This window comes from Pseudidiomarina sp. PP-1MA (genome assembly GCF_041200125.1).
GTDB classification, from domain to species: Bacteria; Pseudomonadota; Gammaproteobacteria; order Enterobacterales; family Alteromonadaceae; genus Pseudidiomarina; species Pseudidiomarina fusca.
Map to the genome: position 1 here is coordinate 525,766 of NZ_CP165718.1, position 13,831 is coordinate 539,596.

Consider the following 13,831-nt stretch of genomic DNA (forward strand, 5'->3'; position numbering starts at 1 on the left):
AACACGGGCGTTCGTGCATCAAAGCACACGTACTAGTATTTAGAACTAAAAACTCATGGTGGGTACACAATGATAATAAACAAATCAACTCTTACGCTTACGGCAGGTTTAGCTCTTGCCCTTACAGGCTGTACCATGGTACCTGGTTCTCATATTCCAACGGATGTGCCTAACGGACTTTATGAAAATGCGAACACTGAGTATGTGAGTGAGGCCTTTGAGGAAGCTGATTTAGATAAACTTGTTCGGCGGTATGCTATCACCCCAATGTTAATAGCTGAGATGAATGCCACGAAACCAGCAGTGGAAGTTAATACTTCATTGACTGCTGAACTAGAAAATTATGACTACAGGATCGGAAAGGGTGATGTACTTAGTATAACTGTTTGGAATCATCCAGAACTTACTATTCCAGCTGGCTCAAACCGAAGTGCAGAAGAAGCCGGAAACTGGGTTCATAATGATGGAACTATTTTTTACCCTTACATTGGTCGTGTTGAAGTAGCCGGCAAGACTATTCCAGAAATTCGAAAGATTATCTCGGCTCGATTAGCAAAATATATTGAAAATCCTCAAGTAGATGTCACTATTGCTGCGTTTCGTTCGCAACGAGTTTATGTCACCGGTGAAGTGAGTAATCCTGGAACTCTGCCCATCACCAATGTACCTTTAACCCTGCTTGAGGCTATTAACAGAGTTGGTGGCTTAAGTGCCAGCGCTGATTGGGCAGGGGTAACCGTAACTCGAGATGGTCGAGATATGGTGTTCAGCTTGCGTGATCTCTATCGCTATGGCGATACCTCTCAGAATCTAGTACTGCGTACGGATGATGTGTTGCACGTTGAGCGGAATGAAAACAGTAAAGTCTTTGTTCTTGGTGAAGTGGTTCGCCCACAAAGCTTTGTGATGGGGCGTCGTGGCATGACACTCGCTGAAGCTCTCACTGAAGCAGGTGGTTTTGATGAACAAAGCGCTAATGCTTCAGGTATCTTTGTACTCCGACAAGCAGATGCCGATAGCGGTTTGATTGCCGATGTGTACCAACTTAACGCAAAAAACGCAGTTGCTTTAATCATGGCAGAACAGTTTACACTCCAAGAACGTGATATTGTCTATGTCACAGCGGCTCCTGTCGCACGGTGGAACCGTGTGTTGAGTCAACTGTTACCTACAGTTAGTGGCTTGTACTCGGTTGGTCGAGCTAATAGTGAGTTAACTCGCTAATAGGTAAGGTAAATGTTTGATAAAATTCTAGTCGTATGTGTAGGAAATATTTGCCGTAGCCCCACTGCAGAGCATATGCTACGAGCTAGGTTACCACACAAACACGTTCGTTCAGCTGGCTTAGCTACTGAAAAAAGTGGCTTAGCTGGCAACGGAATAGATGCGCAAGCTAAATCAATAGCTGCCCAGCACGGCCTGATGATTGAAGACCATGTGGCAACACAGATTTCAAATGATTTGGTTAAATGGGCAGACTTAGTGTTAGTCATGGAACAAGGGCACAGGGAGCAGCTAGCGCGCATGTATCCAGAAGCACGAGGTAAAACTCTACTGCTAGGTAACTGGCTGGGTGCCAAACATGAAGCAAAAGACATTCCCGATCCTTACCGTAAAAGCGATGAGGCCTTTATATTTGTCTACGAGTTACTGGAAGCAGCTGTAGATAGTTGGGTAAATAAACTTAATTAATAAGATGTTCTAGGGCAAATAATGACAACGACGAAAACCAGCTCGCAACCGATCAACAAAGTAACAGATGACGCCATTGATATTGGGCGTTTTATTGGGATCATCATTGATAATAAGAAGCTACTAATTGCTGCTATTGTTATTTCCACACTCGTTGGTTATTTGGTTGCGACTTTATCTACTCCAATTTATCGTGCCGATGCATTAATTCAGATTGAGAAAAAGCAATCATCTATCCCTGGCTTAGATATGGCTGCGATGTTTCGGGGAACCAATGAAACCGAGGCGGAAGCTTTTATTTTAAGATCGAGAATGGTTGCAGGCCCAGTAGTTGAAAGATTAGGTTTGAATATTAACGTTCAACCTCAATACATGCCTTTTATTGGTGAATGGCTAGCGCGTCGCAGTGGTAAACCAGATAGCATCGTGTTTGAAACGTTTAATCCGCCATCACCAGGAACCTACGATTTAGTCGTGACCGGCGCAAATAGCTTTGAGATTTATCAATTTGATGAGTTATTAGTGTCTGGTAAAACAAACCAATTGCTCGAACAAAATGGCTTCAAAGTGTATGTCACTAGCTTAGAAGCCAATAATACCGAAGAATTTAAAGTAGTGAAAACGCGAGCAGCTACTGCGATTAATCGCCTAGCAAATAGTTTACGAGTCATTGAAATGGGTACTCGGACAGGCATTCTTGAAGTGTCACTACAGAATCCAGATCGGCAGAGCGCGGAACGTACGTTGAACGCAGTGATAGAAGAGTATCAATTACAGAATATTCGTCGAAGCGCAGCCGAAGCACAAAACAGCTTGAAATTTTTGCAAGAGCAAATGCCAGAAGTTAAGGCTACTTTAGACAGTGCTGAAGCGGCTCTTAATAGCTACCGTATAAGTGCCGAATCGATAGATCTTCAAACGGAAACCCAAAGTTTGCTTGAACGCATTGTCGAGCTAGATAAAGTGGTGAATGAGCTAGAAGCTCAGGAGAGTGAAATTTCGCGGTTATTCACTAAAGAACATCCTAGTTACCAAGCCTTACTTGAACAGAAAACTCGTGTCTTAGAAGAACGAGGAAGCTTATCTGAGCGCGTGCAAGGTCTGCCAGAAACACAGCAGAAGATTTTACGGCTGATGCGAGATGTAGAAGTATCTCAGCAAATCTATTTACAACTGCTTAATCGCATGCAGGAACTTAATATCGCCAAAGCCAGTACTGTTGGAAACGTACGTATACTCGATGCGGCACAAGCAACCTTTGGTCCAGTAGCACCGCAAAAATCTATTATTATTGTTGTTGCATTCTTACTTGGTGCCTTCGGTAGTATTACTTGGGTGTTGGTGCGGGCGCTTCTTAATAAAGGGATAGAGCGACCTGAGCAGTTAGAAGAAGAAGGGTTGAATGTGTATGCATCCGTCCCTCTCTCCGATGCACAAAGAAGTTTTAATCTAAAGCTTGAACGATTTGCACGTAGTAAAGATCGTCAGACACAACATATGCCTTTGCTGGCCAAGGAAGACCCTACCGACTTGGCTATTGAAGCGTTACGAGGTCTACGAACCAGTCTGCATTTTGCGATGTTAGAGGCAAAGAATAATATCTTGATGATCACGGGGCCAAGCCCCGCGGTAGGTAAAACCTTCGTGACAGCCAACCTTGCTGCAGTATTAGCGCAAAGTGGTAAAAAAGTACTAGTTATCGACGCCGACATTCGTCGTGGTTATATGCATAGCATTTTTAATACAAGTAATGATTATGGTTTGTCTAACTTCCTCGCAGATAAGGGTAAGCAAATAGGCGAATTTAAGAACGTCATTAAACAATTACACGTAGATAATTTGTTCTTTTTACCGCGAGGCGAGGCAGCTCCGAACCCTTCTGAATTATTAATGCATGATCGGATGCAAGCGTTGCTTGAGCTTTGCCAACATGAATATGATTATGTGATTGTAGATACGCCACCGGTGTTGGCTGTAACTGATGCTGCTATTGTAGGGCGATACGTAGGAACCACCTTACTAGTGGCTCGTTTTGGTGAAACACCAGTAAAAGAAGTAACCACAACCGTACAGCGGTTAGCGCAGAACGGGGTGGATGTAAAAGGCATTATCCTAAATAGCGTTGAACGTAAGGCAAGCGCCTATTACGGTTATGGGTATAGCTACGGCTACCAATATGGATATAGTTATAAGTCGGAGAAGTCTTAAGTGCAGTTGTCTAATGTAAAGTTGGCGATTATTGGTCTTGGCTATGTGGGTTTACCGCTAGCGGTTGAGTTTGCGAAGAAATACCCAACTCTTGGTTTTGATATAAATCAGGCTAGGATTAACGAACTTAAGCAAGGTTATGATCGAACCCAAGAAGTGGACGCCGTAGAACTTGCCGAGGCGACACAAATAACCTTTAGCGCAAACTTTGATGATTTAGCCGAGGCCAATGTCTACATTGTCACGGTGCCAACGCCAATTAATAAGCACAAGCAGCCCGACTTAACCCCGCTGTATAAAGCCAGTGAAACTATTGGTAAGTACTTAAAGAAAGGCGATATCGTTATTTATGAATCGACAGTTTACCCTGGTGCAACCGAAGAAGATTGCGTGCCCGTACTTGAGCGGGTATCGGGGTTAACGTTCAATCAAGATTTTTATGCCGGCTATAGCCCTGAGCGCATCAACCCAGGCGATAAAGAACACCGAGTAACAACTATTTTAAAAGTAACATCGGGTTCAACACCAGCGGTTGCTGACTTTGTGGATAGTTTGTATGCCTCCATCATTACCGCAGGCACTCATAAAGCGAGCAGCATCCGCGTTGCAGAAGCGGCAAAAGTGATTGAGAATACCCAGCGTGACGTGAATATCGCGCTGATCAATGAATTAGCCATGCTGTTTAATCAGATGGGCATCAACACCCATGAAGTATTAGCGGCAGCGGCGACTAAATGGAACTTCTTACCCTTCAAGCCAGGCCTTGTAGGTGGCCATTGTATCGGCGTGGATCCCTATTATTTAACCCATAAGGCGCAATCCATTGGGTTTCATCCAGAGATGATTCTTGCGGGCCGTCGCATAAACGACAATATGAGCAAGTACGTTGCGGCCGATATTGTGAAGAGAATGCTGTTAGCCGAAAAGCCGGTAAGAAATGGGCGCATACTAATGCTTGGCGTGACCTTTAAAGAAAATTGCCCAGATATTCGCAACACCAAAGTGATTGATTTAGTTCACGAGCTCCAATCTTACGGCGCACTGGTTGATATTTACGACCCTTGGGCAGATAACGAAGAAGCACAGCATGAGCTAGGTGTGCAACTGCTTCCAAGCCTGCCAGATAGCGCCGATTACGATGCTGCAGTTGTAGCAGTAGCTCATCGTGAATTTGTTCACGCCGCTCGGCTTGGTTTTAACCGTTTAGTCGGCGAAAATGGTATCGTGTACGACCTGAAGAATATTGTGCCAACGGCCAACGCAGTCAATGGGTTATAACCGTACGTAATGCGAATATCCATTAGCTCGCTACAAAATCTCGCCATAGCCTACGTTGCGTTGTGGGTAACCTCACCGGCTATGGCCTACGGAACGCTGTTCAGGGCTTTGGCCGTACTGGCGGTTGCAGGTTGGTTTTTTTTAGAGTTATTACGCCCCAATAACCTGTTGTTAAGGCCTTCTGTACCCGCACTGATTGCGACAGTATATATTGTTTACATCGCTGTTATTGATTACTTGCAGTACGGTGGGGCGGGCCTGATTCAGAACTTTCAGTTATTTATTGCCTTTTATTTTTTATATGTCATAGAAAGTCGGCGAAATAACGTAGAATCACTACGCCCTGTGTTTTGGTGGGTGTTGCTCACCTTACCCATCACCTACATAAAAACCATTTATACGCTCTGGTTTGTTAATGGCCATGCCATGCGACTTGCCGTTCGCTCCGGTGATACAGCAATGCAAATTGCACAAGAAGGAGTGGGTGGTTACGGGTTAGCTTACAGCACAGTCATCATGGTGCCTGCGTTATTGATGTTATTTAAGTACAGTAATCAGATGACCATAAAATGGTGGCAAAAGCTATTGATAGCTGCGAACCTTGTGCTGGCCGTTACTTTGGTTCTTAGTTCAGGCTTTACCATTGCCGTGTTAACACTGATTGCAACGCTGGGAACGTTGGTGATTCTTGCAAAGGTAACTCTTGCTAGAGCGCTTTTAGCTACTTTCTTGGCAGCACTTCTGCTGATTGGCTATAAACCCGTATTACAGACAAGTCTGACAGCCATTCAGCCATTGACCCAAGGGACTAATTACTTTATTAAGATTCGAGATGTACTTGAAACTCTAGAACAGGGGGAAGCGCAAGGTACAGCAAGCGATCGAATTGTACGATGGGAAAGAAGCGCGAAAATCTTCTTAGAACACCCTATTTTAGGGGTTTGGAGTAACCGTGATATTGGCAAGCATTCGGAAATTTTGGACACTTTTGCTCGATTGGGCATCTTCTTTGGTGTTATCTTTGTTTATTTGGTGATCTATATCCCGATTCGGTATTTAGGAACATCAATGAGAACAAACGGTTTAGTTTTAGCTTCTTTAGTGTGTATGGCTGCGGTGACCTTTATGAATAATTTCGTGGCCTCCCAAGGAATGGCTCTATTTCTTTTCCTACCAGTATCTATAGCGCTTCTCACTTATAATACGATGCCTAGAATAAAAAATATTGAATGAAGAAAAAGATTCTTATATGCGGTGGCTTCCAGTTACCAGATAGAAATGCCTCAGCGGTTCGCGCCCTTGGCAACGCCAGACTCCTGCAACAGCTGGGTTACAAAGTTTATGTTCTGGGTAAATTGCCAAACCCAGAACTATCTAGCCTTACTTGGCAGTCGGGCGACTTAGAGCCGATTGAATGCATTAACATCGCCCAACCCACCCCCAACTATAGCGGCCCTTCGTATGTGGCATCAGATGCGCCAATACGCGCCTTTGTTGAGCGTGTTGGTAGGGAGTCTATTAAGGCGATTATGACCTATAATTATCCGGCACGGGGTACGCACAAGGTCAACCAGCTGTGTCGTGAGTTAGGTGCTGCATCGATTCTCGATTGCACCGAATGGTATGGATGGGAAGGTACCAGCATGTTCCGAAACTTATATAGGTTGCTTGGCGTACAAATAAAAATGCGTTTTTTAACCAAGCAAGCGGGTAACGTTATCGTTGCATCGTATTTTCTTGAGCGCTTTTTGCCCGGCCAACACGTGTTGAAATTGCCCTTTGTTGTCGACCCTGCGGAGCAGCGCTGGCAGCTTGGGGCTATTCCGCAAAATAAATATACGACCTTCACATACTCCGGCAGCCCGGGTCTAGGAATGCATAAAGATCGGCTGCCCAGTATGTTAAAAGCCTTTGGTGAGTTGTATACGAAAGGGCACAAATTTAAACTCAATATTGTGGGGCTAACCCAGCAGCAATACTTAGCTGAAGTGCCAAATCAGCAAAACCTGATTGAGCGAATTTCAACGGCTGTAGAGTTTCATGGGCGTGTACCTCATACCGAATCGATCGCATTATTAAAAGCGAGTGACTTTGCGGTGTTTTTCCGTAAGCCCAACCGTGTTGCCAATGTCGGGTTCTCGACAAAGTTTGTAGAAGCAGCTTCGCTAGGTATTCCCATTATTAGTAATGCGACCAGTGATATTCCAGATTATTTAGATGATGGGGTAAACGGTTTTCTGGCACCTGAATTTACTGACCAAGCTATGTATCAAGCCTTAGAGAAAGCCATGATACTTACTCCGAATGAGCGCAAGGAAATGCACGAGCGCTGTCGTAAGCTACAACCTTTTTGTTACGAAAAATGGCGCGATGTTACTCAACAATTTATGGATAATTTAGTGGTTCGAGCATGAGTAAGCCGATTAAAATATTATGGACAGCCAATATCCCTTTGCCAGCGGTGGCCCCTGAGCTTGGGTTACCACAAAGCCCCTTTGGCGGGTGGCTGACACTAATGACGCGCGAGTTAGCAAAAAACTCGCGGTTTAAAATTGCGGTAGCCATGCGGTGCCCAATAGCAAAATTGCAGGTTATAGAAAAGGGTAATATAACTTACTACGCGATGCCGCAAAGCAAGAGAGATCAATACGATGTCGAGCAACAAACGTGTGATACCGTATTGAATGAATTTAACCCCGATATTTTACATTGCGAAGGCGCCGAAATGCGTTATACACGGCGCTTTTTAGAAACATGGCAAGGCGCGCGTTTGTTATCCATGCAGGGCGTAATTAATGGCTACAAAAACTACGAATTAGGGCGTTTGCCTTTAGCTGCTATGCTAAGCCCGCTTCGGCCTAATGTCGCGTTAACGGCGTTAGCATTAATGGTTAATAAGTTCTGGCGTTTTAATAGCCGTCTTAACCATGAAGTTGCGGCTATGCAAACAGCAACTCACCTCATGGGCCGAACCGATTGGGATAAAGCACAAGCTTATGCCATAAACCCCCAAGCAAGCTACCACGCCAGTAGCCGCATTTTGCGCGATACCTTTTACAACACCCGTTGGCAGCTTGACAATACCAAACGCTATACCTTGTTTGTGGGTAATGCAGGTTCACCCAGAAAAGGGGTGCATGTGCTGTTGCATGCCGTGGCTCAGTTAAAGCAGCATTACCCTAATATTGTCGTGCGTATAGCAGGTGAGAATCCGCAAACCAAAGGCAGCAAGCTGAAACGAATGGTTGGCTATGGTGCCTATTTAAACGCATTAATTAAGCAGCTTAATTTAAGCGAACATGTCGAGTTTTTGGGGGTGCTGCAAGAAGCAGAAATGGCGCAGCAATTGGCTACATCTCATGCGTATGTTATGAGCTCGATAATCGAAAATAGCCCGAATACCCTGGGTGAAGCCATGATAATGGGCGTGCCTTGTGTAACGGCGTTTGCAGGCGGTACGCCATCCATGGCAAGCGATGAGCACGAAGCCTTGTTCTATCGTGCTGATGACTCAGCGATGTTGGCACTAAAAATTAAACGTATTTTCGATTCGGATGAATTAGCCCAACACCTCTCAAAACACGCGAGGGAGCGCGCTATGGTTACTCACAATCCGGAGCGTAATGTAGAAGCTTTGGTGAATACCTATCTAAACATAACAAGCCAATCCCTTGAACAAGGTAATGATAACTAGATGACTTTGGCTCCTGTAGTTTTATTTGCTTATAATCGTCCCGATCATTTGCAACAAACCATTGAGCGCTTAGCATGTTGTACGGAAGCATCCCAAACTTCTGTGTACATCTATTGCGATGGGCCCAAAGCTCAGGCCACACCAGAGCAAAAAGCAAACATAAAGAAAGTTAGAGAGCTGGCTGACGCGACTAGGAATAATAGGAAGTTCGCGGCGGTCAAAGTCATCAAAGCAGAGCAAAATAAAGGGTTAGCAAATTCTATTATTGCTGGAGTAAGCGATGTCATCACGCAACACGGCAAAGTAATAGTGGTTGAAGACGACTTACTTGTCGCGCCCGACTTTTTAACCTTTATGAATGCTTGCCTAGAGTTTTATTCACCGATAGCAGAGATAGGTTCTATTTCCGGCTTTTCACCGATAGTTCAGTTACCGAAAAATTACCAACACGATGTGTATATAGCGCCACGCAATTGTAGCCATGGTTGGGCAACGTGGAGCGATCGATGGGCTTCGATTGATTGGAGTAACGAGCCACTGCTGCAAGTCTGGACGAACAGAGCGCTAAGAGCAAAGCTACGCCAAGGAGGCGATGACAGGGTGGCGCGAGTTAAACGGCAGCTTGATGGTCGGATTGACTCTTGGTCAATCCGCTTTGGTTGTTGGCAAGTTCTAAATAATAAAGTAACTATTTACCCTCGTCACAACCGAGTGCAAAACATTGGTATGGATGGCTCAGGTATACACACCAAGGCTTCTGACGTTGTGAATGAATGCATGGCCGATGAAATCAAAAACTTTCAATTAGATCTACCTCAACTTAGTCCTTCGATTATTCGCAGCTTCGCGAATAAATACTCAGGCACCCCACTAAAACGAGTTGCACGCTTTATTAAAACAGAGATTTTAAGACGTTAATGAGTACGAGCACGGACAAGAGCAAGAGTATTCTTTTTCATTACCCTGTTTTCAATACTGGTGGTGCCGAAAAGTCATCACTACGCATGTTAAAGGCGTTTGTCGCTGAAGGGTGGACAGTAACCTTTGTACTGACTGTTCCTGGCGGTAATATGGAACACCTTATTCCGCCTGAAGTAACGGTTGTGCACTTAAGAAGCAAAGTTGCGGGCCAAATATTTTTTGCTGCAAAAGGAGTTGGTAGACTAAAAGCCATACCCGATTTAATTAATTATATTTGGCAACGTATAGTTCAAAAATACCGAGAGCACCTATTCAAGAATCAGCATTTCGACGTTGCCGCAGCACTGTTAACAGGCATGTCGACAAACTTTATTCGGAAAGGCGTCAATGCGAAAATTCGAGCCTTATGGATACGCAATGACCTAAAAGGTATAGATAAGTCTGGGGAAATCGCCCAAAGTATTCGAGCTGCTGATTCCGAAATTGATTGGTATATCTGCGTGTCTGAAACCGCCAAGCAGTCACTTGTGGATGCAGTACCAAACACTCTCGGTAAGGCCCATGTAGTCTATAATTTGTTGTGTCCAGATGAAATGAAAGCCCTAGCTGACGAGAGGCCGGCACCTTATCAAATGATGGATTCTCATCTAGAATGTGGAAAAACGAAGATACTAACGGTTTGCCGTTTAAGTGATAAAGCGAAAGCTATATTTCGGATGGCACGAATTTGTAAGCAACTTAAGGATAAAGGCCACGATTTTGTATGGTTTGTTATCGGTGACGGTCCTGATAGAGATAAGCTAAAAGAACTGATACTAGAGTTAGATGTAGACTCGCACTTGGTACTGCTAGGGCGTATGGAAAACCCTTTTCCTGCCTACAAAGCAGCCGATATTGTCGCTGTCGTATCGTATTATGAAGGTTTGTGCGGTATCGTAAATGAAGCGAAAGTACTCGGCAAAGCGGTAGTTGCAGCAGAAGTGTCGGGTATTCATGAGCAATTAATTCATGAACAAACGGGATTGATCTGTGAGAACGAAGAAGGTGCAATAGGCGCAGCCATTGAACGACTTATAATCGACTCAAAGCTGAGGAAAGCCCTAGCCGAAAGTGATTACTCACAAGTCATTGTTGACGATGCTGCAAAGATGCAGCGGCTTTGCAATTTATTTGATGTCAGCAAGTAGGTCTGGAACACGACATGAATCATACCAAACCTATTGCAAATGATTGGGTGGCTTACGTTGGGCCGATTGATTTTCCTGAAGGCGGCGCGGCAACACGACGCGTCTTAGGTATCTCACAAAGCTTGTGCGATGTAGGGTATAGAGTTACGGTCGTTTCAGGTTACCTTTCGGCGAATCGAGCAGAAGGCGAGTCTGTTGCAGTAGAGCCAGGTATTGAATCGGTTCAGGTGAATGAACGATCGGCTGAGCATTTACCAAAATGGCTACGGTTTGCTCGGTATTTTACGATGGGACGACGATCGCGAAGTTGGTTTGAGCAACAGTCCGAGTGGCCAAAAGCAATCATTATCTATAGTGGATATAGCCCGTACTTACTTTCGTTTACTCGCTGGGCTAAAAAGCGCGGCATTAAGATAATTTTTGATGCTGTCGAATGGTATGCTGCGGAGTCTTGGTTAGGCTTTATTACATCGCCATATCTGATGAATACCGAGTTCGCCATGCGGTATTTAATTCCGAAAACAGACGGGGTTATCTGTATTAGTCGTGCACTACAAGACTATTACGATGGCAGGAAAGTACCGACCGTTCGTGTGCCGCCTACTTTGAGCATTTTACCCAAGTCAACAACTGAAACACTGGGCCCTTTTGATTCAGACAATGTGGCCTTAGTGAAAGGTGATGGTCCAATCCGACTCGTCTATGCAGGCACACCCGGTAAAAAAGATAGGCTCGATAAAATAGCAACGGCAGTTAAGCAACTTAATTCTCAGCAGATTTCTGATGGATTAGATAGAAGACAACCTGCGCTTGAGTTGCATGTTGTTGGTATGAATGAAGTCGATCTCATTAATTACATGAGGCAGTCGCCAGAGTCGGGCGTTTGGGATCAACAAACATTGACCACTGCTGGCTTAGTGTGCCATGGGCAGATACCTCATGCCGATGTAACTAAGTTATTAGAACAAGCGCACTACACAATTTTTATTCGAGAAATAAACCGTGTCAGCACCTTTGGATTCCCAACCAAATACGTCGAAAGTGTTGCCTTTGGTTGCCCTGTCATTACAAATATAACCACCGATCTCGGGCAATTTCATCATGCAAAAACTGGCATTGTGATACCGAGCACTGAGGTTGCAGATATTGAAGCAAGCCTAATGCACGCCATGTCGTTAAGTGAAAGCCAATATTACGCGCAAAAAGAGCAAGCATACCAAGTTGCGATTAAATACTTTGATGTGGCGCAATATGCAAAACCACTCAAACAGTTTATTCAACGCCTGTCGTAAACTCAAATTTATTGAAGTTTGGTAGCCTAAAAATATATGTCACAAAAAGCTAAAGGTGCAGTACTTGGTTATGTTGCCATTGTTGTGGGTATTGTTACCGCCCTTGTTTTTACGCCGATCCTCGTAAAGGAACTTGGGACTGATAGCTATGGTATTCTTACTCTTGCAACTGCATTTGTGGCATTTATAAACCTGTTAGACCTCGGTATGAACGATAGTTTGCTACGTTTTTTTGTAAAAAACCGTGGTAACAAGGAGGAAACAGCTAAATTTTTAGCGCGTATGCTGTTGTCATATCTGACTATTGGTTTATTCGTTATTTGTATTATTTGGCTGCTTACTGAGTCGTTCACAGCTATTTTCGCTGAAGGGTTGTCGCCTGCTAATATCGAAGTTTTAGAAAAAATGTTCAAGATAGTGGGTATTGGTGCTGCCATTATGATTGCAAGCAACCCACTGTCCTCCTTAATCTATGCAGAAGAGCGATTTGTTTTTCTCCGTACACTAGAAATATTTACGTCGTTACTTTCATTAGTTGTCATTTGGCTGCTATTAATTAGTGATTATGGGCTAGTTGAAATAGCTTGGAGCATGTGTGCGTTTAAAGTCATGACGGCACTGGTTAGGCTTGGTTATGTAGCTCTGGTACTAAAGTATCGGGTGCACCTTCGTTTACCTGAATGGCCTGAACTAAAACGCATACTATTATACGGGGCACCCATTTTTGTCGTCGCTATGTTCGAGCAGTTATTTCATCGAATTGATCATGTATTAATTGGTTCTATGGTAGGTGCGGCTGCTGTTTCGATCTATGCCATTGGTGTGATGTTTAACAAATACATTATGTCGCTAACCATAGTAATCACACGCGTTTTAACTCCTGATATTATCCGGCGTATTGACAGCGGTATCTCGGCCGACAAAATTTTGCAACTCATGGTGCGTATTTCTCGCATTCAGGCATTGTTCATTTATTTGGTGATTGGCGGCGTTGTCGTATTTGGACAACAGTTTTTAACGCTTTGGCTAAATGATGATTTTGCACAATCCTACTACGTGTTGCTGCTCGTGCTCTTGCCTTTCTCGCTCGAGTTGATTGGTAATTCACGGAATATTGTTTTGCAGGTAAAGGAAATTTATTGGTACCGCTCAATGACCATAGTCATTATGGCTATCGTTAACATTGTTATTACACTCGTACTTTTACCTCATTATGGTGTTGTTGGCGCAGCTATTGGTACCGGATTCGCGTTGCTGGTTGGATATATCATCTTAGGTAGCGTGTTGCAGCTCAAGGTTGGGGTAAGTTTTGCTCGGTACTTGGCAGGTGTTTACGGTGCAACATTGCCGGTAAATATGATGCTTGTCGGTTTCGCGCTGTGGGTTGTTGATAAATTCACATTGACTTGGCTTAGCTTCGCCACTGCAGTCATTATTTATACGATTATTTATGTATTCATGACCTACAGTATGCTGCTAAATAGTGAAGAACGGCAGCTAATCAAACGTTTTATTCGCAAATAGTGCTTTGCGAGATGATGATTTAAATGAAGAAAGGG

The 13,831-nt window shown here is 44.1% G+C and carries 11 protein-coding genes; all 11 read left to right on the top strand.

What is annotated here, in order from left to right; genetic code table 11:
* Positions 1-69: 69 nt before the first annotated feature.
* The 11 genes from AB8S08_RS02445 (at position 70) to AB8S08_RS02495 (ending at position 13,796) form a co-directional block, all read left to right on the top strand.
* Complete coding sequence (locus AB8S08_RS02445) at positions 70-1,224, top strand: polysaccharide export protein (protein ID WP_153826832.1); 1,155 nt, start codon at positions 70-72, stop codon at positions 1,222-1,224.
* Between the two features lie 12 nt (positions 1,225-1,236).
* Positions 1,237-1,692, top strand: a complete 456-nt coding sequence (locus AB8S08_RS02450; protein WP_153826831.1) for a low molecular weight protein-tyrosine-phosphatase — start codon at positions 1,237-1,239, stop codon at positions 1,690-1,692.
* A 21-nt stretch (positions 1,693-1,713) separates the two neighbouring features.
* Positions 1,714-3,900: a polysaccharide biosynthesis tyrosine autokinase gene (locus AB8S08_RS02455; RefSeq protein ID WP_369743375.1), complete on the top strand. Its 2,187-nt coding sequence runs from the start codon at positions 1,714-1,716 to the stop codon at positions 3,898-3,900.
* On the top strand, positions 3,901-5,178 hold the full coding sequence (locus AB8S08_RS02460; RefSeq protein WP_369743377.1) for a nucleotide sugar dehydrogenase: 1,278 nt from the start codon (positions 3,901-3,903) through the stop codon (positions 5,176-5,178). It abuts the gene before it with no gap.
* 81 nt (positions 5,179-5,259) lie between these two features.
* Positions 5,260-6,411 (top strand): hypothetical protein, encoded by a 1,152-nt coding sequence (locus AB8S08_RS02465; RefSeq protein WP_369743378.1) that lies wholly within the window; start codon positions 5,260-5,262, stop codon positions 6,409-6,411.
* On the top strand, positions 6,408-7,592 hold the full coding sequence (locus tag AB8S08_RS02470; RefSeq protein WP_369743380.1) for a glycosyltransferase: 1,185 nt from the start codon (positions 6,408-6,410) through the stop codon (positions 7,590-7,592). The genes AB8S08_RS02465 and AB8S08_RS02470 overlap by 4 nt, the downstream gene beginning before the upstream one ends.
* Positions 7,589-8,872 (top strand): glycosyltransferase family 4 protein, encoded by a 1,284-nt coding sequence (locus AB8S08_RS02475; RefSeq protein ID WP_369743381.1) that lies wholly within the window; start codon positions 7,589-7,591, stop codon positions 8,870-8,872. Before AB8S08_RS02470 ends, AB8S08_RS02475 begins: the two co-directional genes overlap by 4 nt.
* A complete protein-coding gene (locus tag AB8S08_RS02480) occupies positions 8,873-9,790 on the top strand; it encodes a hypothetical protein (protein WP_369743383.1) in 918 nt (305 codons plus the stop codon).
* Positions 9,790-10,980: a glycosyltransferase gene (locus AB8S08_RS02485; protein WP_369743384.1), complete on the top strand. Its 1,191-nt coding sequence runs from the start codon at positions 9,790-9,792 to the stop codon at positions 10,978-10,980. Before AB8S08_RS02480 ends, AB8S08_RS02485 begins: the two co-directional genes overlap by 1 nt.
* 14 nt (positions 10,981-10,994) lie before the next feature.
* Positions 10,995-12,272: a glycosyltransferase gene (locus AB8S08_RS02490; protein WP_369743385.1), complete on the top strand. Its 1,278-nt coding sequence runs from the start codon at positions 10,995-10,997 to the stop codon at positions 12,270-12,272.
* A gap of 36 nt (positions 12,273-12,308) precedes the next feature.
* Positions 12,309-13,796, top strand: coding sequence for an oligosaccharide flippase family protein (locus AB8S08_RS02495; protein WP_369743387.1), 1,488 nt, complete (start codon positions 12,309-12,311; stop codon positions 13,794-13,796).
* Positions 13,797-13,831 lie beyond the last annotated feature (35 nt).